23 protein-coding genes are annotated in these 24,090 nt (G+C 53.0%); 6 read left to right on the forward strand and 17 right to left on the reverse strand.

Annotation, left to right across the window (positions count from 1 at the left end; all coding sequences use genetic code 11):
- Positions 1–211: 211 nt before the first annotated feature.
- The 3 genes from MKX42_RS18380 to MKX42_RS18390 all read right to left on the reverse strand — a co-directional run bounded on the left by MKX42_RS18380 (position 212) and on the right by MKX42_RS18390 (position 4,238).
- On the reverse strand, positions 212–808 hold the full coding sequence (locus MKX42_RS18380) for a GNAT family N-acetyltransferase (RefSeq protein ID WP_340753768.1): 597 nt from the start codon (positions 806–808) through the stop codon (positions 212–214).
- A gap of 312 nt (positions 809–1,120) precedes the next feature.
- Positions 1,121–3,034, reverse strand: a complete 1,914-nt coding sequence (gene thrS, locus MKX42_RS18385; protein ID WP_340753769.1) for a threonine--tRNA ligase — start codon at positions 3,032–3,034, stop codon at positions 1,121–1,123.
- A gap of 484 nt (positions 3,035–3,518) precedes the next feature.
- The gene (locus MKX42_RS18390) at positions 3,519–4,238 is read right to left on the reverse strand and encodes an HAD family hydrolase (protein ID WP_340753770.1); all 720 of its coding nucleotides are present in this window, start codon (positions 4,236–4,238) and stop codon (positions 3,519–3,521) included.
- Positions 4,239–4,413: 175 nt separating this feature from the next.
- Here MKX42_RS18390 and MKX42_RS18395 point away from each other — a divergent pair, with 175 nt between their 5' ends.
- Positions 4,414–5,025 (forward strand): hypothetical protein, encoded by a 612-nt coding sequence (locus tag MKX42_RS18395; protein ID WP_340753771.1) that lies wholly within the window; start codon positions 4,414–4,416, stop codon positions 5,023–5,025.
- Complete coding sequence (locus tag MKX42_RS18400) at positions 5,003–5,209, forward strand: hypothetical protein (protein ID WP_340753772.1); 207 nt, start codon at positions 5,003–5,005, stop codon at positions 5,207–5,209. Before MKX42_RS18395 ends, MKX42_RS18400 begins: the two co-directional genes overlap by 23 nt.
- Here the strand turns inward: MKX42_RS18400 and MKX42_RS18405 are convergent.
- Positions 5,190–6,560, reverse strand: coding sequence for a glycoside hydrolase family 64 protein (locus MKX42_RS18405; protein ID WP_340753773.1), 1,371 nt, complete (start codon positions 6,558–6,560; stop codon positions 5,190–5,192). The genes MKX42_RS18400 and MKX42_RS18405 overlap by 20 nt on opposite strands.
- Positions 6,561–6,763: 203 nt before the next feature.
- Positions 6,764–7,279, reverse strand: coding sequence for a peptide-methionine (S)-S-oxide reductase MsrA (msrA, locus tag MKX42_RS18410; RefSeq protein ID WP_340757727.1), 516 nt, complete (start codon positions 7,277–7,279; stop codon positions 6,764–6,766).
- A gap of 359 nt (positions 7,280–7,638) precedes the next feature.
- On the opposite strand from msrA, the gene MKX42_RS18415 reads away from it, so the two are divergent.
- Positions 7,639–8,199 (forward strand): TetR/AcrR family transcriptional regulator, encoded by a 561-nt coding sequence (locus tag MKX42_RS18415; protein WP_340753774.1) that lies wholly within the window; start codon positions 7,639–7,641, stop codon positions 8,197–8,199.
- A 134-nt stretch (positions 8,200–8,333) separates the two neighbouring features.
- Here the strand turns inward: MKX42_RS18415 and MKX42_RS18420 are convergent, their stop codons facing one another.
- From MKX42_RS18420 to MKX42_RS18435, 4 genes are read right to left on the reverse strand one after another with little or no spacing between them, the layout of a single operon-like run.
- Positions 8,334–9,350 carry a Gfo/Idh/MocA family protein gene (locus MKX42_RS18420; protein WP_340753775.1) on the reverse strand — a complete coding sequence of 339 codons (1,017 nt, stop codon included), beginning with the start codon at positions 9,348–9,350 and terminating at the stop codon, positions 8,334–8,336.
- A gap of 38 nt (positions 9,351–9,388) precedes the next feature.
- Entirely contained in the window at positions 9,389–10,477 is a 1,089-nt protein-coding gene (locus MKX42_RS18425) for a Gfo/Idh/MocA family protein (RefSeq protein WP_340753776.1), read from the reverse strand.
- Complete coding sequence (locus tag MKX42_RS18430; protein WP_340753777.1) at positions 10,474–11,250, reverse strand: sugar phosphate isomerase/epimerase family protein; 777 nt, start codon at positions 11,248–11,250, stop codon at positions 10,474–10,476. The genes MKX42_RS18425 and MKX42_RS18430 overlap by 4 nt, the downstream gene beginning before the upstream one ends.
- Positions 11,251–11,302: 52 nt before the next feature.
- Positions 11,303–12,466, reverse strand: a complete 1,164-nt coding sequence (locus MKX42_RS18435) for a Gfo/Idh/MocA family protein (protein ID WP_340753778.1) — start codon at positions 12,464–12,466, stop codon at positions 11,303–11,305.
- 159 nt (positions 12,467–12,625) lie between these two features.
- Here MKX42_RS18435 and MKX42_RS18440 point away from each other — a divergent pair, with 159 nt between their 5' ends.
- Positions 12,626–13,465 (forward strand): AraC family transcriptional regulator, encoded by an 840-nt coding sequence (locus MKX42_RS18440; protein ID WP_340753779.1) that lies wholly within the window; start codon positions 12,626–12,628, stop codon positions 13,463–13,465.
- 440 nt (positions 13,466–13,905) lie between these two features.
- Here the strand turns inward: MKX42_RS18440 and uxaC are convergent, their stop codons facing one another.
- Positions 13,906–15,315, reverse strand: a complete 1,410-nt coding sequence (uxaC, locus tag MKX42_RS18445; protein ID WP_340753780.1) for a glucuronate isomerase — start codon at positions 15,313–15,315, stop codon at positions 13,906–13,908.
- 154 nt (positions 15,316–15,469) lie between these two features.
- Between uxaC and MKX42_RS18450 the strand changes: the two genes are divergently transcribed.
- A complete protein-coding gene (locus MKX42_RS18450) occupies positions 15,470–16,162 on the forward strand; it encodes a GntR family transcriptional regulator (RefSeq protein ID WP_340753781.1) in 693 nt (230 codons plus the stop codon).
- A gap of 48 nt (positions 16,163–16,210) precedes the next feature.
- Positions 16,211–17,065 carry an SDR family oxidoreductase gene (locus MKX42_RS18455; RefSeq protein WP_340753782.1) on the forward strand — a complete coding sequence of 285 codons (855 nt, stop codon included), beginning with the start codon at positions 16,211–16,213 and terminating at the stop codon, positions 17,063–17,065.
- Between the two features lie 66 nt (positions 17,066–17,131).
- On the opposite strand, the gene MKX42_RS18460 is transcribed toward MKX42_RS18455, so the two are convergent.
- The 7 genes from MKX42_RS18460 to MKX42_RS18490 form a co-directional block, all read right to left on the reverse strand.
- Positions 17,132–17,821 carry an ABC transporter ATP-binding protein gene (locus MKX42_RS18460; protein ID WP_340753783.1) on the reverse strand — a complete coding sequence of 230 codons (690 nt, stop codon included), beginning with the start codon at positions 17,819–17,821 and terminating at the stop codon, positions 17,132–17,134.
- Positions 17,818–18,942, reverse strand: coding sequence for an ABC transporter permease (locus MKX42_RS18465; protein ID WP_340753784.1), 1,125 nt, complete (start codon positions 18,940–18,942; stop codon positions 17,818–17,820). Before MKX42_RS18465 ends, MKX42_RS18460 begins: the two co-directional genes overlap by 4 nt.
- Positions 18,943–19,142: 200 nt before the next feature.
- Positions 19,143–20,531 (reverse strand): sensor histidine kinase, encoded by a 1,389-nt coding sequence (locus tag MKX42_RS18470; protein WP_340753785.1) that lies wholly within the window; start codon positions 20,529–20,531, stop codon positions 19,143–19,145.
- Positions 20,528–21,205, reverse strand: a complete 678-nt coding sequence (locus tag MKX42_RS18475) for a response regulator transcription factor (RefSeq protein ID WP_340753786.1) — start codon at positions 21,203–21,205, stop codon at positions 20,528–20,530. Before MKX42_RS18475 ends, MKX42_RS18470 begins: the two co-directional genes overlap by 4 nt.
- A 108-nt stretch (positions 21,206–21,313) precedes the next feature.
- A complete protein-coding gene (locus MKX42_RS18480) occupies positions 21,314–22,132 on the reverse strand; it encodes an SDR family oxidoreductase (RefSeq protein ID WP_340753787.1) in 819 nt (272 codons plus the stop codon).
- Between the two features lie 123 nt (positions 22,133–22,255).
- Positions 22,256–22,702 carry a MarR family winged helix-turn-helix transcriptional regulator gene (locus MKX42_RS18485; protein ID WP_340753788.1) on the reverse strand — a complete coding sequence of 149 codons (447 nt, stop codon included), beginning with the start codon at positions 22,700–22,702 and terminating at the stop codon, positions 22,256–22,258.
- 171 nt (positions 22,703–22,873) lie between these two features.
- Complete coding sequence (locus MKX42_RS18490) at positions 22,874–24,064, reverse strand: metallophosphoesterase (RefSeq protein WP_340757728.1); 1,191 nt, start codon at positions 24,062–24,064, stop codon at positions 22,874–22,876.
- Positions 24,065–24,090: the final 26 nt, after the last annotated feature.

Here is a 24,090-nt window from a genome sequence, read left to right on the forward strand (position 1 = left end):
ATACGCTCTTTCATCCCATCACCCTCACAACATAACATAAACCCAAATCCGCACCACAGGGTGAAGGGAAATGGGAATGTATGTTTCTATTCTTATGTCATTCTATTATATCAATGTTTCATAGATATGGCTATTTGCAAAATAAATAGAGGCGCCCGCGCAGGGACACCTCTATGTTAATCACTACTTCATACCACACCATAGCCAACCGCTAATTGTATTTCTCATTCACTAGATATAGCAGATTCTGCTTCACCGCAGGCCATTCCTCATCGATAATACTGTACAGCACATTGTCCATAACAGTACCGTCAGCGGTGATCCGGTGCTTGCGCAGGACACCCTCCCGTACCGCTCCAATCCGCTCGATGGCCTGCTGCGAGCGCAGATTGTGACTGACAATGGAGAAGTCTACCCGGATCAGCCCCAGCACCTCGAAGGCATATTGCAGCAGAAGCAGCTTCGACTCCGTATTCACTGCAGTTCTCCAGTAATCCGGGGAGATCCAGGTGCAGCCGATCTCTGCATTACGATGCGTAAGGTCCAGATGCATTAACCGCGTAGTCCCTACGATCCGGCCGGATGCCTGCTCCACCATTACATAGGGCATATCCTTGCCTGCTGCCTGATTCGCCAGAGCCGCATCCGCCAGTTGTCCTGCCTCTTCCTCTGAGCTGATCCGTCTCCAGGTGTACTCCCAGATCAGCGGATTGTGCAGCACCTTGGTAAGCTCAGGTTTATGCTCCGCCGTCAGGGGTAACAGCCGGATTACGTTGCCTGCAAGCTGGCCTGTTTTTATTGCTTTCAATTGATTTCCCCCTAGTTGAGTATAAAAAATCTAACGGACCGAAGAGACCGTATTCCCACAATAACAACCCCTTTTGCAGTGTAACGGACTCAGGCGAACTAATCCTCTTTCTGGGAGACGTTTTGGAGCTGAATGGCAGGGGATAAGGGCCATGCGGTCCGTTAATCGCCCAAGTGACGACTTTCTTCACGCATAAGAGCACCTCAGTCCGTTGCGCTAAGCCAAACGCCCCTAAAGAACACCCCCGCATGGAAAAGATGTGATTTAAGGGGGGATTGCTTTTGCCCCTCTATCTATTATATATGAAGCGATTTATTCCCATCCGTCAATCTTAGCAGTCAGTTGCTGAATGAACTCCTGGGCGCTCAGTGTGAATAATGTCTTATCCGCACGGCTTCTTACCGAGATTGTTCCATCATTCTGCTCCTGATCTCCCAGCACCAGCATATAAGGGATTTTCTCCAGCTGAGCTTCACGAATCCTGTAGCCCAGCTTCTCATTCCGGGAATCTACTTCTACCCGCAGTCCGGCTGTAGCAAACTGTCTTCTGACCCGCTCGGCATACTCGTCATGAACCACAGAGACTGGCAGCACTTTGACCTGCACCGGAGACAGCCACAGCGGAAACGCTCCGCTATAGTGCTCTGTTAGAATACCCATGAACCTGTCAATGGAGCCGAACACCGCACGATGGATGACAACCGGACGATGCTTGTTGTTATCTTCGCCAATGTAAGTCAGGTCGAACTTCTCGGGCATCTGGAAATCCAGTTGAATTGTACCGCATTGCCAGCTGCGTTTCAGGGCATCGAGGACATGGAAATCGATCTTCGGTCCGTAAAAAGCGCCATCTCCCGCATTCACCCGGTATTCGATTCCATTCTTCTTCAGCACCCGCGTAAGCGACTCCTCCGCCTGATCCCAGAGCTCTTCGGACCCCATATAATCCTCCGGGCGTGTGGATAGCTCCACCTTGTATTCGAATCCGAAGATGGAATAGAACTGGTCGATCAGTTCCAGCACCCGCGAGATCTCGGATTCAATCTGCTCCGGCAGCACGAACAAATGGGCATCATCCTGGCAAAAAGTACGGACCCGCATCATCCCGTTCAGCGCGCCGGAGGATTCATGGCGGTGAACCTGGCCGTATTCTGCAATGCGGATCGGCAGATCCCGGTAAGAACGGAGGCTGTTCTTGTAGATCAGCATGTGTCCCGGACAGTTCATCGGCTTCAGCGCAAAATCTGTCTCATCCACCTTCGTGAAATACATCTCGTCCTTGTAATGATCCCAATGTCCGGATTGCTCCCACAGACGGCGGTTCATCATCAGCGGCGAGCGGACCTCTTCGTACCCGTCGGCACGCTGCAGCTTGCGGGAGAAATCCTCCAGCGCTGTGCGGATCAGCATCCCTTTGGCCAGGTAGAACGGCATGCCCGGCGCTTCCTCGGAGAACATGAACAAGCCTAGCTCCTTGCCCAGCTTCCGGTGATCCCGTTTCTTCGCTTCCTCCAGCAGGTGCAGATGCTCCTCAAGTAGCGCTGTGCTCAGGAGAGCTGTGCCGTATATCCGCTGAAGCACCTGATTGTCAGCATCCCCGCGCCAGTAGGCACCCGCTACACTAAGCAGCTTGAACGCCTTAATCCGGCCAGTGGAGGGCAGATGCGGCCCCCGGCACAGGTCCGTGAATTCGCCTTGCTCATACAGGCTGATGACCGCGTCCTCCGGCAGATCCCGGAGCAGCTCCAGCTTCAGCGGCTCTTCCAGCTGTTCAAAGAACTGCACCGCTTCCGCCCGGCTGACCACCCGGCGCCGGATCGGCAGGTTCTCCTTGATGATCTTCCCCATCTCCCGCTCAATCGCAGCAAGATCCTCGCTGGACAGAGGCTGGGCAATATCTATATCGTAATAGAAGCCGTCCTCAATCACCGGACCAATTCCCAGCTTCACGTTCCGTTCTCCATAGATCCGTTTGATTGCCTGGGCCATCACATGGGCAGTGCTGTGTCTGTGAATCATCAGCCCGTCGCTGCTGCCCTCTGACACAATCTCCACGAGGCTGTCCCCTTCAACCGGACAATCAAGGTCAACGAGTCTGCCATCGATTTTGCCGGCTACTGCATTCTTCCTTAGACTTACGCTAATCGACTCCGCAATCTGCGCAATTGTGGTGTTACGCGAATACCTCCTATTTGCTCCATCCGGCAGCTGCACTTGAATCTCCATGATTATGGCCTCCATTTCTTCAGTATATATTAGTATATGTGAACACAAAAAAACGCATCTCATCCCGGAAAGGGACGAGTGCGTCTTAAGCTCGTGGTTCCACCCTAATTCGACTATACGTCACTTAACCCCCGGCTGTTCGGCGGAAATGTAATCAGTACAATCCTCATGGCATCCGTTAACGGGGATGGGGCGGTGACATTTACAGCCTCGCTAACAGCAGGAGGGTTCAGTGTCACGGCTATAGAGGGGTAACATCCGGCTGGTCACTGTAAGAAGCTCTCACCTTGCACTTCTCTCTCTGGTCAGTCCTCACGGGATATCCTGTCTCTGGTCATTGCCTTGGTTATGGTGTTGCTGGTTACATAATACGCACGGTCTTCGCCAGAAGTCAATACCGCGCAGAAAAAAACTTAAAATCCGCTTCACGCTTGACCGCTTAATTCTTAAACTTTAACTCCCCTAATCCTTTAGCTTGCGGGCCTTATCCGTTCAGCTCATTCCTCTGTATCCGCAGGATAATATCCTCCACACTACGTACTGAAGGTGCAATATAATCGGCTCCGGCCGCCGATAATTCCTCCTCAGAACCATAGCCGAACAACACGCCCACTGAGGCTACGCCGCAGGCTTTTGCACCAATAATGTCATGCTCCCGGTCCCCGATCATCAGCGACTGCGAAGCAAGAAGATTATTCTCGTCCAGTACATGCTGAATCACCTCGCGCTTCTTCGAGCGTGTGCCATCCAGGTTACTGCCTGCCGCATACTTGAAGAACCCGTCCAGCTCATAATGCCGGAGAATCTGCTCAGCGAATACAATAGGCTTTGAGGTTGCCACATACAGCTCGAACCCTTTGGCCCTCAAGCTCTCCAACAGCGCTGGAATGCCTGGAATCACATGGTTCTCGAACATCCCCAGCGTCCGGTAACGCTCCCGGTAGAACTCCACAGCCTGTGCCGCCGCCTCCGCCGTGAAGCCCTGAATTTCGATAAAAGAATCATATAGCGGCGGGCCTATGTACGGAATCAGCAGATCAGGATGCTCCACCTCTAAGCTGAATTGGTTAAGCGCATACTCTACACTTTTGGTAATGCCTTCCTTGGGGTCAGTCAGTGTGCCGTCCAGATCAAATAAGATATGCTTCAAGCTGTCCTTCATCTCTCCCGGATGCTCCCTTCGTGTGCAGTTGCTATCTATCATACCTTTCTTCCTGTTTATTTTCCATCCTCAGGATGCTATAATTCAGGGCAATTCGAGGAGCAGGAGGAATAAGATGATACTGCTTAATCCCGCCACAATACTCATAGGCGACTATCACTTCGCCGCTAGGAACAATGGCGGACCTGAAGTTGTTGTATATGACAAGGAAGGCTAAGTGTACCGACTGGATGCGGACTTAACGCCTCGTGAAGCCGGACAGCTCTATAGCATGCAAACGCTTAACCTGGACTCCCTTTCGTTCCATCCTGAGGGGGAGCTGGCGGCTTTCATTATGGAGGATGCGGCAATGGGCGCAGGAGACTTTACGGGCCGCTTGCTGTGGAGCAAAGCCGGGGCGTATGTAAGTGTTCTTTTCTCGCGTGATGGGGGGCTAATCTGGTCTGTAGCCAGGCTGGACGGGGAATTTCTGCGGATTTCGGTGTTTCATAGCGGAGACGGAACGTTAGCACATTCACTAGACTTGGAAGATCCATTCGGTGACAGTGCGCTGCAGCTGATGGATATCCCAGGGTCCGATGCAGTAACACTGGAGCTTGCGGCCGGTCAGAATGGTATATCCGTGTACGAATTGTCTATTCAGCAGGACGGGTTACATAGCAGGGAGATGTTCCCGCAGGGATGTTATCTCTCACCAGCTTGGCATCCTGACGGCAGTCGGTTGTTCACCTTGGAGAATGATGCTCAGGTGTATGCACGCTTCTCCTATCCAGCCTTGGAGCTGCTACAGGAACAGGGTCCGCATAATGGGGAATACGAAGAAGAGTAGTGTAGTTTTCCCTTCACTGGATGATGATCCTTCCCTGTACTCCCAGCTTCAATCGTGCAAGAGAGTCGGCAGCCTGCTTCTATTCAGGACCGGCTCTCTACACGATATCCCTCATGTGCTGATGATTGAGGAAGCTGTGCTGCTGGAAGCCATCGGCTCTATGCTTACCAGGCCACGCGGATAATCAGGCCTTTAGGGTCACCGACTTCCAGGTAGGCTGCCTGGCCGTTCACATCGTCATACGGGAAACCGTAAGCCAGTCCGCTGATGCTGTGGTCATGCCAGAATTTCGCATAAAAGTTCGCAGGAGCCGCATTGTAATAGTTCGCTACGTTGTTCCAGTTGCTAGTGGTGTAGACATGGCGGTTGATCGCAGCGGAAGTGGCGGCATCGATTAGCGAACCGTCATTGCGCAGAATATCCTGGGTGCTATAGCTGGAATACCCTGCAAAGTAATTCGCATTGGCCCCACCGGCTTTGAATGATCCATGGACTGGAGCAATAATCCGGTAAGGTGCCTGCTCAGTTGCCAGCGATTTGAAGGCGGACGGAACTTCATTCTGGTATTTGGTGAAAATGCCGGCCCGTGTCTCCGATTCCAGCTCTCCTACCGTCTTGTCATAACCGCCGGACAAGCCTACCAGCCGGTGCTGGATCGGGAAGCCGAAGGCATCTACACGGGTGGTATTGCCATGATAGCCTGTAGCATCTACCGTGAATTCAACGAAGTCGAAATAGAGATTACGGTTAGGATCGGTCGGATTATCAATATCCGGTCCGGCGAAGCCGTCGTCATAGGTCTTGATGTACAGCGGTGTGCCTACACTGAGGAACATGCGGCCGGAGGTGATTTTGGGCAGCGTTACCCAGGAAGCCTCATTAATCGTGTGATAGATATTGGCATAATTCACGCCGCTCTTGGTCAGATGGCCTGAAGCATTGTTCAGCGCATTCGAGATCGGAGTGAGATTGCCATTCAGGTCCAGATAACTCCATTTGCCATTGGCCGGGTTGATGCCGAGCACTCCCCAGTAGATCTGGCTGTCAGGATAAGCACCGCCTGTTCCGTTCATGACTTTGACGGAGACAGAGCCAGCTGGCGGTGTCGGGATTGAAGAAGCAGCAATGGAATAGATGGAGCCTGAAGAACCGGACGGCGGAGTTGTCGGCCCTGTGGTTGGTGCAGTTCCGGCAGTGTAGTTGAACCAGCCGGTGTCATACGCCGGAGTGCCGTTGTTGTAGGTGAAGAAGTAAGAGAGTACTGTGCCGCTGGCGATTCCTGTAACCACCTGCTCATAACGCGATTTGCTGTTGTTATACGTTGATCGGAAATTGCTTTGAGTCCCCGAATTCACCTTGTAATGGACGTCCACCCAACTGGTATTTACTGTGGATTTGAACCAGATGGTAGCCGAGGTTCCCGACAGGTCTACCCCTTGGGTGTAGTCTGCCGCGGCTGCTTTGGAATTGAACATGGGCAGGCAAGAGAGCAGAAGCACGAACGCAAGCATCGTCATTAGCCATTTTTTGGACATTCTAACATTCCTCCTGAATTATATTGGAATTTCTGTATCCGCTTACAAATATGATTATAGTAGCTCTGATAGCTATTTAGTAGGTACAGAATTTCGGATTTCGGTTCCCATATTTTGGTTCGGTGCTGCAAAAATAGCAAAAAGCCCTTAATTCCCAGATGCCTGGTCATTAAAGGCTTTTATACGCTTCTATCACGTATTCGCTACTCCCAATGCTGCGAAATAAAGGTATCCCGCCCCGATTGCTCACGGTCCTCTTTATAATGCTTCGGATTCTTCTTGTGATAGTCCTGGTGATAGTCTTCTGCCGGATAGAACACCGGCGCAGGCAGAATCTCCGTCACTACCGGCTGCTCGAACCGGCCGCTAACCGCCACCTGCTCACGGGAAGCCAGTGCAGTCCGGCGCTGCTCTTCCGTATAATAGAATACCGCCGTGCGGTACTGTGTTCCCCGGTCCTGAAACTGTCCGCCGTCATCCGTCGGGTCTATCTGCGGCCAGAACAACTCCAGCAGGCGCTCATAAGGGAATAATTTAGGGTCATAAGTGATCTGCACCACCTCATAATGGCCGGTTGTCCCTGTCTTCACCTGCTCATAAGTCGGATTATCAACTGTTCCTCCGGCGTAACCTGATACAATCCCCTCAATTCCGGGAAGCTCTTCGAACGGTGTGACCATGCACCAGAAGCAGCCTCCGGCAAACATTGCCTGTTCCATAGCCATACTCCCACTCCCTGTCTCTCTTCTGCTGACTCTAGGTAAACCTGTACTGAAGATAAAGCCTAATGGTCTAAAAGTCAATTGGATTGCTTGTATTAGCAATCTATTCATAAGCTTAAGAAATAGAATATTTATTCTATTGATATTCTAAAAGGAAGAAAATCAAACTTCAAATAAATTCAGAATGAAAATTCCACTTCTCCTGATTTTGACATAAATATAGTTCTTTTATTGTCTATTCCACCACAAATTCAATCTTTTCTCCACTTCACAGCGGAATAGACATTCTGATAATTGACATTTCCTTGCAGAAGCTGTACTATTTTATAGAATGATTTTTCCGCTAGCGAGGTGTAATGATGGGTAAACGCGATGATATTCTTCAGGCAACCCTTGATTTGATTACTGAAGAGGGCTTACAATCTGTTACTTTTGCCAAAATATTTAAGAGCGCCAATGTCGGCTCCAGCACATTCTACCATTATTTCGAGAACAAAGAGCAACTGGTCAATGAGCTGTACCAAAAGGTCCGCATACATAAAAATGAGTTCGTTATGAACGGTTATGACCCTGGATTAACGATCTATGAGCGTGTGAAGAGTCTGCTGAAGAATACAGCCACCTACTCGCTTCACTACCCCAAAGAGGTTGATTTCACAGAGAGCTATTGCTCTTCGCCCTATATTTCCGAGGATTTGCGGAACACACCGGCTCCCTCCACCTTAGAGATTTTCTCCATCATTGAAGAAGGCCAGCGGCAGGGAATCATCCGGGAAATGAATGTGTGCCTGTGCTATCAGATGATCTACGGAATATTAATTGCTGTGATCAAAGGCTATTTGGACAGAAAGTACCCGCTTAACGAGCAGCAGATTCAGCAGACCATTGAAGCTTGCTGGCTTGCGATTAAGCTGTAACGGCGTTTCAGCGAGAGATAGAAGGATAAGTTATCGTGTGAAACCTATAACTTCTATATTTCAAATAAGGCCATCCCTTAAGCAGAACCCTGCATAAGAGACAGCCTATTCCAGCATCAGCCGGTTGATGAATACTAGACCTGCGGAACCAGATTCCGGCTCCCCGAGGACTTATAGATCTCTGCAATCAGCGTGAGCGCTTTGATGCCCTCAGCACCGTCAATCCAGAACCTGCGGTCTTCACGGATATGGGCGTAGAAATCATGAATTAACCGTGAATGCCCGGTGCCCCAGTACGATTTCCCGCCGCTGCTGATGCTCTGCGGCTCGCAGAGCAGCGTCTCCTGACCATCCTTCCACAGATACAGGCTGTCCCTGCGCTGCTGCAGGGTCCCTTGCTCGAAGACCAGCTCCAGCTCCACCGGTGAATTGGCCTGATACGCATTGGTTCCGTAGAATAGTCCGCGCGCCTTGTTCTTGAAGTCGATACACGCATGCGCGCTGTCATCGACCTCGATGACATCGTTCAGCACATCGGTGCTGACACTGCCTTTCACGGAATCAATGTCACCGCCGAACCATTGCAGCAGATCCAGGGTATGGATAGCCTGATTGATCAATACCCCTCCGCCTTCTGTAGCCCAGCGGCCTCTCCATGTACTGTTCGTGTAGTACTCCTCAGTCCGGGTCCAGGTTACCAGACCCTTCATACAGAGGAGATTGCCCAGGCTGCCGGAATCGATCACTTGTCTGATCCGCACTGAAGGTTCATTATATCGGTTCTGGAATACTACACCCAGTTGTCCTGCAGAATGCTCCGCCGCCTCCTGCATCAAGCGGGCTGAAGGCACATCCAGCGCCATAGGCTTCTCGGTTAACACATGCTTGCCCGCCTTCAGCAGCTCCACCGCCATTCCGGCATGCAGATGATGCGGCGTGCAGAGATGGACGATGCCGATATCTGCGCGCTCCAGCAGTTCCCTGTAATCTGTCAGGCCTTCACATTCGTAATCCTGAGCAGACTGTGCTGCCTGAACAGGGTCACTGTCCGCCACGGCTACCAGTCGCGCATTGTCGATGGAAGCAATGGCTCTGGCATGCAGCGGGGCAATCGCCCCGCAGCCGATAATCGCTGCTCCATTAGTATTCATCTTAACCACCTTTCGATCTTCTGCTAGCTGTCCTGCAACTATTTGAGCGTATCCGGGGTCAGATTCACCGCTTGCCGCTGCGCCTCCAGACACAGCTCAGCCGCTTTGAACGCATGCTCCTGGGTCATCGCCTTCTCCGTCCGTTCCAGGCAGTCCAGAATCAGCTCACCGAAGAACGGGAAGCCGATCTTCCCGGCCACATGCTCATAATGCTCTCCCTCGCCGTCTACCCAGTAGACATGATCCGGTGTGCTGGAGCGGCCAATATCGCTGTATTTGCGCAGTTCGATATAACCTTCTGTACCAAGAATGATCGTCCGGCCGTCGCCCCAGGTTCCGAGTCCTGACGGAGTGAACCAGTCCACGCGAAAATACTGCGTAGCCCCGTTATCCCCAACCAGTGTAGCATCCCCGTAATCCTCCAGCTCCGGGTAAGCCGGATTGTTGTAGTTGGCGACCTTGCTGTGCATTACCTTAGCATCACGGCAGCCCGCGTAGAAGAGGAATTGTTCAATTTGATGACTGCCGATGTCACAGAGAATGCCGCCGTATTTGTCACGCTGGAAGAACCATTCCGGCCGGCTTGGTGCATTTAACCGGTGCGGCCCCAGTCCCATCACCTGAAGCACACGGCCAATCGCCCCCTGCTGCACCAGCTGACCCGCATAGACAGCGCTCTCTACATGCAGTCTCTCACTGTAGTACGTCATGTATTTTCGCCCCGTCTTCTCTACCTGAAGGCGTGCTGCGGCGAGCTGGTCCAGAGAAGTGAACGGAGATTTATCCGTGAAATAATCCTTTCCGTGTGCCATCACCCGCAGACCGAGCGGACCGCGCTCCGAAGGAACGGCCGCCGCTGCTACGAGCCGGACCTCAGGATCTTCAAGAATCTCTTCAGCAGAACGTGCGGCTCTGACGCCGGGATACTTGTTCAGGAACGCTTTTACCTTCTCGGGGTCAGGATCGTATACCCACTTCAGCTCGGCACCCGCCTCTACAAGCCCGTTGCACATCCCGTAGATATGCCCATGATCCAGCGCCAACGCAGCGATTACGAATTCACCCGGTCCCACCACAGGCTTCGCCTCATGTACCGGGGCATACATCATTCCATCCTTGCGGCTCATGCCTGCACCTCCAATCTGGAATGCAGATTCTGGAGACTGATCTCCAGGCTCTCGAACGGATCACGCTGGCACACATCCTGCTCCACGATATGCCATTCCACCCCCGTCTTGCGGCAGGCCTCAATAATCGCTCCATAGTTCATATTGCCTTGGCCGATCTCGGCAAACACTGCCTTACGGTTCAGAATAGTCATATCCTTGAAATGCACGGCCTGCATTCTGCCTTCCACCTTGTGAATCCACTCTACAGGATCTCCGCCCCCGGCCTGAACCCAGTACAGATCCAGCTCGAAGCCGAAGACCTCCGGATCACTCTCCTTCAGCATCACTTCCATGCCGGTCAGACCGTCAAACCGTTCGAATTCAAAATCATGATTATGATACACAAATTGCAGGCCATGCTCTTCCTTCAGCGTACGTGCAATGCCGGAAGCCAGCTTGGCGAAGGTGCGGTAGCCTTCCTGACTGGTCTGATATTCCGCAGGCAGCGAGCCAAGACCGATGTATTTGCAGTCCCACTGCTTATGTTCGGCGGCGAGTGCATCCAGATCATTCACCAGCCGGTCCCAGGGAACGTGTGTCGCACATATTTTGAGATTAAATTCATCGGCATATTCCTTCACCAGCTTAGGGTCCATCGGACCGTTCCCGGAGATCTGGACAGCCTGGTACCCGATACTGCTCACCTTCCGCAGGCTCTCCCGCAAGGCCTCCGGCGTCTGGGTAAATTCTCGCAGAGTATACATTTGGGCGGCAATCGTTGAACGATTCATTGTATTCATCCACTCCTAGTTAAGTTTGAGTTTGCGTAAGAGTAAGGTTCGTCTAGTGGGTACCCGATACATCCAGGGCTTTCTGGCTGACCGGCGCTTTCTGAAAAGTCGAATTCTCCACCTGCTCCATCAGCTTCTCATAGAACAGTTCGCTGTCGATCGGCAGGTCCACCCAGTTGTCAGTCCACGCAGACAGATACATGGCATTGGACAGGGTCAGCCCGTGAATGCCCTCTTCCCCCGGAGCCAGCAGCGGCTCATCATGCAGGATCGCATTGGTGAAGTTGCGCAGAATGCCCTTATGCTGTTCTCCATTGCCGGCCTCCACCGGAATCTCGCATTTCCAGCACTCCGGTGCTCCGAACCCTCCGGTATATTCCGCATTAAACTTCGGCTCCGGGGTGCGAAGGCGGAAGAAGGTCAGCGTGCCGTCTTCGATGACGATTTTACCGTTGTCGCCAGTAATCTCGAACCGGTTCGTCCCCGGCGCTTCTCCTGTAGTCGTGATGAACAGCCCCGTTGCGCCATTCTCATATTCCACATAGGCGGTCACATCATCCTCAACCTCAATATTCCGGTACTTCCCGAACTGGCAAAAAGCGCGTACCCGCTTAGGCATCATCCCGGTAGTCCACTGCCAGAGGTCAAGCTGGTGCGGGTCCTGGTTCAGCAGTACCCCGCCGCCTTCCCCGCCCCAAGTCGCCCGCCAGCCGCCGGAATCGTAATAGCTCTGAGAGCGGTACCAATTCGTAATAATCCAGTTGGTGCGCCGGATCTCCCCCAGTTCCCCGGACTGGATCAAGTCTCTCAGCTTCTGATAGAGCGGGTTCGTCCGCTGGTTATACATAATGCCGAACTTGCGGTCAGACTTCGCTGCGGCGTCGTTCATCTCCTGTACTGCCTTCGTATAGACACCGGCAGGCTTCTCAATCAGAACATGCAGCCCGTAGCCCAGCGCTGCAATCGCCAGCGGCGGATGATCATAATGCGGGGTGGCAATCATCACCGCATCAATGATCCCGGACTTGAACAGTTCCTCCGGCGACAGAAAGCGCTGCACATGATCCGGCAAATGCTCCTCTGCCCATTCCAGCCGCTCAGGGCTGATGTCGCATACGGCCGTTAGCTCGGCCCCCTTAATATCACTCAGCAGACTCTGTGCATGGGTCCGCCCCATCCCCCCAACGCCAATAATTCCAAATTTCACCTTATCCATCGTCCAGTCCCTTCCTGAAACAGTTTATGATATGAGGATAACCCTATTTGCCTGTGGAGGCCATGACTGTAATTAAGGTATATTTGTATAATAATAAGATGTATTGGATAAATGGAAGCGTTATAATAGCTTTATAGCCTTATTTTAAGGAGCCCTGATATGAATATGACTGCGAAAGGCAATGGTAATTTGACCGGACGCCTGCTGCACAACCTGACGGTTACCGTTACCCATGCCCAATTAACCAGCAGATATCCGGGATGGAACCGGACGAATGAGACCCCTGCCTTCAACCGGCTCTACTACATTGATTCCGGCGAAGGCAAGGTGATTATCAACGGAGTGGCGTACTATCCGAGACCCGGACAGCTGATGATTATGCCCGCAGGCTCTACCCAGACCACGGATACTTCACGTGATGATCCTTATACACGCTACTATTGCCACTTCGATGCGCAGATCGGGGAATGGCCGCTGTTTCATTCGGCGAATAAGCTCTACATCTGTGATGTGCCTGACCCGGAGGCCACCCGGACGATGTTTGCAGAGATGATTGAATGGTTCCAGGATACCGGCTTCCTCGCTACCCTGCGGACGCAGGCCGCGCTGCTTACGCTGCTGTCCCTCTGCCTGGAATCTGGAGGCTACAGCAATTTCCTTGACGATCTGACGCATACAAGCGACCAGGGTAAGCTGGCAAATGTGATGGGCTACATCGATCAACGGCTAATGCGGCCGCTGACGGTGGAGGAACTGGCAGAGCGGGTCCATCTGCACCCGAACTATTTCATTCCCTACTTCAAGAAATTCATCGGTGTTCCGCCGATGCAGTATGTCCAGCTGAAACGGATGGAGCTGGCTAAGAGACAGCTCTCCTATACCGATTTCAGCATCTCCAGTATCGCCGAGCAGGTCGGCATGGAGCTGGCCCACTTTTCCAAGGTGTTCAAGAAATCGACTGGCGTATCCCCGTCTGCTTACCGGAGCAGTACGAGGTAGAATGCAACGGATTATCAGAACATAATCACCCTAACGGATGAATAAGATTACCTTCGCGCGAACAATGTATGCTGCATTGGTCCATATTCCGCTGTAACGGCCAATTGTGATCGGTTTTTCGATTACATTCGGCTTACGCTACCCTCCGAGTCCAATTGTGATCGGTTTTTCGATTACATTCGGCTTACGTAGCCCTCACAGTCCAATTGTGATCGGTTTTTCGATTACATTCGGCTTACGCGGCGCTCCGAGTCCAATTGTAATCGGTTTTTCGATTACATTCGGCCTACGCGGCGCTGCCAGTCCAATTATAATCGGTTTGCTGTTGTGCCTTGAAAGACATAATTCCTGAACAATTAAAAAATCAGCATGCCTCTCTAAGAGGCCTGCTGATTTTTTCACTGCGTCAACCCATGAATGGTATGCTGCGCTCCTGCTCCCTACTTAATCCCGAAATAAGCATCCGCATTGTTGTAGCATATATTCTCAATGGTCCGGCCGATCAAGGCATAGTCTCGCGGCAGGTCCCCCTCTTCGATCCACGTGCCGAACAGGTTGCAGAGAATGCGCCGGAAGTATTCATGACGCGTGAAGGACAGGAAGCTTCTGGAATCAGTCAGCATGCCGACAAAAGGGCTGATCAGGCCAATGCTGGATAGCGCCTTCAACTGCTGCAGCATGCCCTCCTTCTGATCATGGAACCACCAGCCGGAGCCCATCTGTACCTTGCCCTTGATGCCATCCCCCTGGAAATTGCCGATTGCGGTGGCGATCATCTCATACTGCGAAGGGTTCAGTGTGTAGACGATGGTCTTCGGCAGCTGTCCACTGGCATCCAGCTCATTCAACAGCGCGTTGAGACTGCGGGCCATATTGAAATCCAGAATCGAATCGAAGCCGCTGTCCTTGCCGATAGCACTGAACATCCGTGTATTGTTGTTGCGCAGCGCTCCGATATGCAATTGCATGCTCCAGCCCCGCTCATGATAGAGCCGGCCTAATTTGATCAGCGTATGGCTTTGGAACTTCTGTTCCTCCTGCGGGCTGATCTCTTCCCCTTTGAAGGCACGGGCGAATATGTAGGCCGCTTCATGCTCTGTAGACTGGGCATGCGGCAGCTCGCCGAAAGCCTGATCCGACAGCCGGCAGCCATGCTTATGGAAATAATCGATCCGCGCCGTCACAGCCTGGAGGAACCCCGAGTAATCGTGGATTTCAAGACCGCTCGCCTCACCAAGCAGACCTACGTATCCGGTGAACCCTTCATCACGGATATTCAATACCCGGTCCGGTCTGAAGGTTGGAGCGACCACCGCCTTAAGCGCATGATCCTTCTTAATCTGGATGTGATGCTCCAGTGAATCAATGGGATCATCCGTTGTGCAGACCACATCGACATTGAGTTTTTTGAGAATCCCCTGCGTAGTCAGTTCATCTCCCTGGAGCTGCTCGTTGCAGCGTTCCCACACACTGTCCGCAGTCTCTCCAGAGAGCAGCTCGTCGATCCCGAAGTAGCGCTTCAACTCCAGATGAGTCCAGTGGTAGAGCGGATTGCCCACCATCTCCGGCAGGGAACGCGCCCAGACCATGAACTTGTCTTTGTCCGGTGCATTCCCGGTAATTAGCTGTTCGTCAACGCCCAGCCAGCGGAGCGCCCGCCACTTATAATGATCCCCGGACAAGGCGAGATCAGCAATATTGCGGAACCTGCGGTTACTGCTGATCTCCTGCGGATTCAGATGACTGTGGAAATCGTAAATCGGCATTGCGGCAGCATAATCGTGATACAATCTCTGTGCACTTGGACTTAACAGCAGCCAGTCGTCATGAATAAAAGATGATGTACTCATATTGTTCTCCAGCCTCTCGTCTATGATATTGGCGGGCCACGGATACCGTCCTGATGCGGACGGGAGACGCTTATGCCCGTAAGCACTACCATACTACCATACTTGTATGGTAGTATGGTAGTGCTTACAATAACTATAGCAGGAGGGTTACACGATGGAATACACTATCGGTACACAAGCACTCTCCACAAGGGACATCGTGTATCGTTCACTGAAGAATCAGATTCTGCTGCTGGAGCTGCCGCCCGGAACCGGCATTTCTGAGAAAGAGATTTCGCTGAAATTCAACGTCAGCCGCACCCCAGTCCGGGAGGCCTTCGTCCGTCTGGCCCAGGAGGGCCTGCTTGCCGTATATCCCCAGCGGGGAACGGTGGTCTCCCTGATTGATTCCGAGCTCGTGGAAGAAGCCCGCTTCATGCGCGAGCATCTGGAGCGGGCGGTCATCCGGGAAGCGTGCAACACCTTCCAGGCCAGGAAGCTTATTGATCTGAAGGCCAATCTGGACAAGCAGAAGCTCTGCATCGAGGACCAGGACTATAAAGAAATGTTCATGCTGGACGAAGAGTTCCATCATGTGATTTTCATGGGCTGCAATAAAAAAAATACCTGGGAGGTCATCCAGCAGATCAAGGTTCACCTGAACCGCAGCCGGATGCTCAAGCTCACGGCAGATCACAACTGGGAGCATCTGTATCGGCAGCATTATTCTCTATATGAAGCCATTGAGCAGCATAATATTCAGCAAGGGGATCAGATTATGCAGGAGCATATGGCCCTGACGATCGCCGACCAGGAGATGCTAATGGAGAAATATCCGCAATATTATAAGCAAAGATCCGCAGACTGATATAACCTGACGCAAGATCATACTTTCACCAAGAAGGGTTGGATCACTATGACTGAGTTGGCATTACAGCCTGCACTGGCAGGCAAGACTGCTGTAATTACCGGAGGAGCCGGAGCCCTCTGCAGCGCTATGGCGCTGGAGCTGGCCCGGCAAGGCATGAAGGTAGCTATCCTGAACCGTACGGAGGCCAAGGGAGCGGCTCTGGCTGCCCAGATCACTTCCGGCGGCGGTCAGGCTCTAGCCTTGGCCTGCGATGTTATGGATGCAGAGAGTGTCCGGCAGGCAGCGGAAGAGATCCACAAGCAGTGGGGGTCCTGCGACTTGTTAATCAATGGAGCCGGGGGGAATCAGCCTTCTGCGATCACCACCAAGGAGACCTTGGAGCCGGGAGACCCGGAGAACCCCGATGTCGTCTCCTTCTTCGATCTGTCCGTGAACGGTTTCCGCACGGTCCTCGACCTCAATCTGACCGGAACATTAATTCCAGTCCAAATCTTCGCCAAGCAGATGCTCGGACGCCCCGGAGCTGCGGTAATCAACATCTCCTCCATGAGCGCCGCTTCGCCACTCACCAAGGTCCCGGCTTACAGTGCGGCCAAGGCAGGCATCAACAACTTTACGCAGTGGCTTGCGGTTCATCTGGCAGAGTCCGGCATACGGGTGAATGCCATCGCCCCCGGCTTCTTCGTCACCGCACAGAATGAACAGCTGCTGAAGAACCCGAACGGTGAACTGACCGAACGTTCGCTCAAAATCATCTCCCAGACCCCGATGCGCCGCTTCGGCACACCGGAGGATCTGCTCGGCACCTTGCTCTGGCTGGCCGATGAGCGCATGTCCGGGTTCGTAACCGGGGTAACCATCCCCGTAGACGGCGGGTTTATGGCCTACTCGGGCGTGTGAAAGCATCATGGAGCGGGAAACCGCCATTCAAAAAAACTGAACCCCATCCCCAGGGTTCAGTTCCAATTAATTAAGGCTATGCGCTTCAACCAGCACGCCATCCTCCAGATGCAGCACCCGGTCGCACCAGTCGAGCATCCGTTCGTCATGAGTTACCATCACGGCGGCCTTGCCTTCGCTCCGCACCTCGTCGGCGATCATCCGCACGACTTCCCGGCCGCGGCTGTAATCCAGGCTGGCTGTAGGTTCATCCGCGAACAGAATGGCCGGCTTGTTCATCCATGCCCGGGCAATCGCCACCCGCTGCTTCTCGCCCCCGGACAGCTGTTCGGGGTAATGGTTGCGGCGTTCCCAGATCTCCAGACGCTTCAGCAGATAGGCGGCACGCACCTTCGCTTCCTTCTGGCTGAGCTTAGCAAGCTTCGCTAAATAGAGCAATTGCTCCTCTACCTTCAGGAACGGCAGCAGCTGCGCACTTTGGAACATGAAGCCGATTTTTTTCAGCCTCAGCTCCGTCAGTGCCCCCTTGTCCTTGTCACGCAGTGATTCGCCGTCGAGGATGATCTCACCGCTGGTGGGCGTGAGCAGAGCGCCGGCTGCGGAGAGAAACGTGCTTTTCCCGGAGCCGGATGGTCCCAGTACTGCTATGAATTCGCCCTCGTTCACCGTAAGGTTCAGATGGTTCAGAACGGTCATCGCCCCGTCCCCGTCTCCGTAAGTCTTGGTTACCTGCTTCATCACTAATTTCGCACTCATGCTCCAGTCCTCCCTATCGCTTCCAAAGCATCCACCTTGGCCACTCTTGCTACCGAAATTAACGAGCCCAGCAGGGACATCCCTATGAACAGCAGACTGGTCATAGCCATCGTCTGCCCGTCCAGCTCAAACGGCATCGTGTCAGGCAGGCCCATATTCATCGCAAGCGTAAGCAGAATGCCCAGCGCCAGACTGGCGACAGACAGCAGCATCACTTGACCGACTACACTCCAGGCCAGATAGGACATCTTGGTCCCCATTGCCTTCAGGATACCGAATTGGCTGGTCTTCTGGATCGTAATGACATAGAAGAATACAGCAAGAACTACTGCGGCAATCACGAACAGGAACACAATCATCATCAGCAGCGAGTTCTGCTCGGCGGAGTAACCGGGAACACTGGCGATTGCCTGCTTTTGCGTAATTACCTCTACGGACTGCTGCTGATCCGCAATTTGCGCAGCTTGAGCTGCCGTTACATCCAGCGCGATAACATTGTACGGAGCATTGGCATTGCCTGAACTGCCGCCGCCCTGAACCGCTCCTTGTTTCATCGCCTGCCAGTCCAGTTGGTTGATATAGACCACCGGAGTATGGCTGTAGGAGCTGTCCTTCACGAAGCCGGTAACCGTCCAGCTCATGCCGGAAGCCTGATCACGGATCGTACTGCCAATGGTAACGCCTGACTGCTCCAGCTTCGAATCCGCAACTGCACTGCCTTGAACCTCATTGGTGATTCCGGCACCTTCCGTTACATCAGGAGCCAACATCCCAGTCATATCTACAGCAAAAAACGTAATATCCGCTTTAACATCTGCACCGGCAGCCGTAATTGTACTGGTCTGTACCCCCAACGGAGTCGCGTTCGCCTCTCCGGCTACCGACCGGGCAGCCGCAAGCTCCGTATCCGTTAACTGTGAACGCCTGAAGGTATGATCCGCGTCGCTCTGCACGGCAAAGTAATTGGCGGGCATATTTTTCAGCGCTGAAATGTTAGCATAAGCAAGCCCTCTGGCCAGGCCGGTGACGAACAGCACTAGGAACGAGACCAGCAGCATAATCACCATAATGAGACTGTAGCGTGCTTTGGAGTGCCTCATCTCCCTTATTGCCAAGAACATATAACCACTCCTTCTAATCTGTATATCCACAGTTTAGAGAGTGAAGATGAACGGAGTATGAATAAAGAATTACACTATATAGATTGAACTAAACGGTATTATGTTTTGGGAATGCCGTGACTCCAGAGAAGGCTAACGCTCCTCCAGTTCCAAAATTCCCCTCCGCCACTTTTCCTTTAACTTTAAATTTTTAGTTCAACCTATATAGCGGCAGGGTGGCAGGGCAGAGTGACAGTGAACGTTGTTCCTTCCCCTACTGTACTCGTTACCTCGATGCTTCCGCCATGCGCCTGGACGATCTTTTGGGCGATGGCCAGCCCCAGCCCGCTGCTGCCTGGCTCACGGGATCGCGACTGATCCACCTTGTAGAACCGGTCGAAGATCATCGGCAGCTGCTCCGCCGGAATACCCGCCCCGTTGTCGGTCACTGTTACAATACATTGCTGGCCCTCCACATGGGCTGCGATACTGAGGTTCCCGCCCGCCGGGGTGTATTTGACCGCATTCGTCACCAGATTCATCCACACCTGATAGAGCAGATTGGAATCGCCCGTAAGCCGGATTTCTCCGGCATGCAGCCTTACCGCCAGTTCCTTCTCCGTAAGATGCCACTCCATAATCTGAATCACCTGCCGCAGCTGGGCGCGAAGATCGAAGCTTCTTTTCTGCAGAGCATGCTCGTCATAATCCAGCGAAGACAAGGTGAGCAGTTGTGTGCTGAGCATGGACAACCGCCGGCTCTCATCCCCGATAATGGACAGATACTCTTGGCGCTGAGCTTCCGGCAGAGTACCGTCCTGGAGCGCATGGGCGAAGCCCTGAATTGAGGTTAGCGGTGACTCAATCTCATGCGACACATTGGCGACAAACTCCTGTCTTGCCCGGTTCGTACGTTCCAGCTCGCGGCTCATCGTCATGAAGTGGGAAGCCAGTTGGCCGATCTCGTCGCGGCGTGCGGTGTAGAGCTTAATGTCGTAGCGCCCCTTGGAGATTAGGAGCGTGGCCTCGGTTAGCCGGGTGATCGGCCGCACCACATGAAATACAGTAATCAGCATGAACCACAGACTTAGCAGAATAATGACTCCAATAATCACGACAAAAAAGATCCGCAGCTCCCCGAACTGCACCTGGGCATCCGGACGCATGAACAAGGCATAGGTCTCCCCGTTAATATGGACCGGCACCCCAATGGAATTGCTGAGCTGGTTATCGAAGAACCCTGTCACGAACAGCTGGCCGGGGAAATTCCCCACCCCATGGTAGATCTCCCCGTCCAGCACCTTGCGCAGCGCCTCGTCCTTGAGGTCATTTTTGCGGAAAGGCAGGCCGTAGAAGCGTTCCTCTCCATCGCCATTGACCAGATACATTTTGTACCCCAGGGAAGCCGTACTCAGGAGATATTCTTCCACCGCATCCGGGTGATCCTCAATGAACTGCTGCAAACCTATGGCCATCCGGGTCAGCTTAGCATCATTTTTCGGCTTGACTTGGGACTGGTAATAGAGGTTAGAGACCAGAAATCCCAGCACACTGCTGATCATAATCACCGAGCAGAAGATAATACTCATCCGTACATAGAGCGATCTCATGCGTTCACCATGTCCACTTTGTAGCCAATTCCCCGTACCGTGCGGATGATAAAATCATTCTGGTATTCGCTGAACCGCTGACGCAGGCGCTTGATATGAACATCCACCGTCCGCTCGTCCCCTTCGTAGTCCGCTCCCCAGACCAGCTCAATCAGCTCACCACGCGTGAACAGGCGTCCCGGATATTGGGCCAGCTGGGCCAGCAGCTCGAACTCCTTCACCGGCAGCAGCAGCACCTCTGTACCGTCACTGATCTCGTAATTCTTACGGTCTATCACTAGCGAATTCAGGCGAATCCGATCATCTGAGGCGATGGAATAACGGCGGAACAAGGCCTTGATGCGAAAGATCAGCTCCTCCGGCTCAAAAGGCTTAGTCACATAATCATCCGTCCCGTGCAGATAGCCCTGCTCCTTATCGCTGAGCTGCTGGCGGGCCGTCAGCAGAATAACGGGAATATCATAGTTCTCCCTTATGTATGCACACAGCTCCAATCCGTCCATATGCGGCATCATCACATCCACCACCGCCAGATCGACCGTCTGCTCCTTCATGCGCGCCGCCGCTTCCCGCCCGTCTCCGGCTTCTATCGCTTGATATCCCTCTCTGGTAAGAACATGCCGCAGCAGCGTGCGGATATGAACATCGTCGTCGGCTACCAGTATCTTTTTCAACTTACATACGCCCCCTCCGGCTTGCCTGTCAATGACATCATACTAGCAACAAACCCTGCTCAAAACAATAGGACTCCAAACCAACAAGCTCACTTAGGTCAGTACGTCCTACACTATAAAAGGCAGAATGCTGTCCCTCAGTGGGGTGACCGGTCTGCCCATAAGCCGCTCCAAATCCCCGGAGGTGGAAGCCGTATCCAGCTTGCTCATAAAAGCATAGATCCAGTGCTGAATTCCGTCATCCTGACGGTGCACCACCGGATTGCCGGCAACCTCTGTCAGAACTTCGGCCAGATCGCCAAAATCCCAGGTCTGCGGAGCGGTCAATTCATAGATCCGGTTGCCTGCTCCCTCTTCGGCCAGCACAGCAGCAGCAGCCAATGCAAGATCCCGTCGACCTACCGAGTTAAACTTCCATTCTCCCGGTGCCGTCACCAGCTCTCCGCTGGAGAGGGCTTCCTTCAGCCCCAGCACCCCTACGAAATCAATATAAAGAGCATTGCGCAAAAAGGTATATTCCAGCCCGGAGTCTATAATCGCCTGTTCCGTCCATGTATGCACATTATCCGGCTTGCTCTGATCTGTTCTCCGCCCTGAGAATGCAAAACCAGTATATAGGATATGCCTCACACCGCTTCGTTTAGCCGCATCAATCACCCGCTTATGCTGGGACAGACGAACATTGTCATCCGTATGCGAGCTGGAGATCAGCAGGAGCCGGGAAATCCCGCGAAAAGCTTCATTCAGTGTTTCCGGCAGATCATAATTCACCTTGCGGACTTCAATTCCCTGCTCCCGGATAAAAGTAGCTTGCTCAACACTTCTTACTCCGGCAATGATCTGCCCTACAGGGATGCTGCTACGCAGATTCTCCAGAATTAGACTTCCCAGTTGCCCGTTTGCTCCCGTAATCAATATTGTCGTCATAGGCGATAACATCCTTTCCTTATTGGAATCAGATTTCTTCACATATCCACCGTCATATTCCAGCTGCTATATATAATCTCTGTCTGCGGGCAGCCTCCCGGCATGCGGAACATTCCACACCTTCTATCCTCTGCTCAGCTTATTCAGCAGCTTCAGCAGCAGCTGCAGCTCCGGCTCATCCAGCCGGTTCATTACCTCCGCAACTGCTTCCCGGTTCCCCGGCAGCTGTTCCAGCAGCAGACGCTTACCTGCTTCAGTCAGCGAAATGACTGTCTTACGGCCATCCTGTGCGTGAGCCGCCCGCGTAATATAGCCATCCTTCTCCAGCGGAGTCAGCAGCAGGCTGATATTGGCTTTGGTTACCGCGATTCGCTCAGCAAGCAGCGAAGGCAGGATCGCCCCTCCTTCCTTCGCAATCTCAACCAGTACGCGAATTCTTGCCCCGTTCAGCCCCTGCGCCTGCCAATATTTCTCCGAGACGGCCACAGTGCCGGCAGTCGCTCCCACCAAGGCGAAGAAAACCCTATTTTCAAGCGGCAGCTCAAGCACAACCTTTTGTAAATCATCCATTAGCAGTCGTCAACTCCATTTAGTTAATAGCTTAACTATATCTAGAGATAGATTATCTGATTCCGTCAGGATTGTCAAAAGAATTGCACCAACTCACCCATAGACAAACAAAAACCCCCTATCCTTCCTAAGGAAGGCAGAGGGTTCAATACAGCCGCATGAAGGTTTCCGTTAGATTAGAACAGGCTTAGCCGCAGGTGACACCTTTTCTTCACCATAGCTCCTACTGCCTTCCAGCACAAGCTCCAGCTTAATCAGCTCCGAGCGGCTGGCCAGCCGGATCGGCGGTCCCCAGGTTCCGTAGCCGGACGAGACGATGACATGCAGCTTATTTTTGAGCAGATAGCCCCAATCCAGTTCGAACAGGCGCCGGGTAATCCAGTGATTCGGTGCAATCTGCCCCCGGTGGGTATGTCCAGACAGCAGCACATCCACTCCAGCCTCTGAAGCGATGCCAAAGCCAGTCGGTTGATGATCCATCATCAGGATCGGCTTACTGCGGTCAAGACCCTCCAGTAAAGCTTCCACGCTGAGCCGTCCACCGGCCTCCATAGCTTCAGCAGTCTTGTCTTTGCGCCCGACCACGTAGACTCCCGAAGTCTCCACCACTTCATCCTGTAACACCTGAATGCCGACACTATGCATAACCTCCGTATACTGCGCAATCGATCCGCCGTAGTATTCGTGATTTCCCAGCACAGCGTAGACCCCATAACGTGCCTTCAGCTGCTTCAGCTGCTGCTCCATCCCATTGCGGAGAAAAGGTTCAATGCTGTCATCCAGCACATCTCCGGCCAGCAGAATGATATCCGGGTTCATCGCGTTCATCTCCCTGACCATTCTGCGCAGATGGCGGTTGCCGACAATGTTGCCCAGATGCAGGTCGGAGGCTACCGCTACCGTCAGCGGAACGCTGGTTCCGATGGATTTTTCCACCTTAAGCCGGTGGGTCCGCACCACAGTACTCCAGGCATTGCGCGATCCCCAGATCAGGAAGACGGCGAGCAATACCAGCAATGTAGTTCCTGCTTCCGTTACGAATGCGGAGAGATTCGCGCCTGCGAGCGCCAGCACACCATAGAGCAGATCGGTCAGCGGCAGCATGATCACGGCGAACTCCATACAAGCCAGATAATAAGAGCCGATCACCTTGAACAACCTGCCTAACGGTCTCAGCGCCTGCGGCAGAGGCACCCGGCCAATCATATAAGAGAAGGAAATGACAAGAAAGACAGTCCAGTACGCAGCAGTATTTATCCCCGGCAGCCATGCCTGGAGCAATACGGACAGATGCCATCCAATGTAGACATTCACCAGTCCAAGCACCAGCACCATGACCGCAGCCCCGGCCAGCATCCGCATGTTTTTCACTAAATCCCACTCCCTTA

This window comes from Paenibacillus sp. FSL R7-0204, from assembly GCF_038002225.1.
Classification (GTDB): domain Bacteria; phylum Bacillota; class Bacilli; order Paenibacillales; family Paenibacillaceae; genus Paenibacillus_AQ.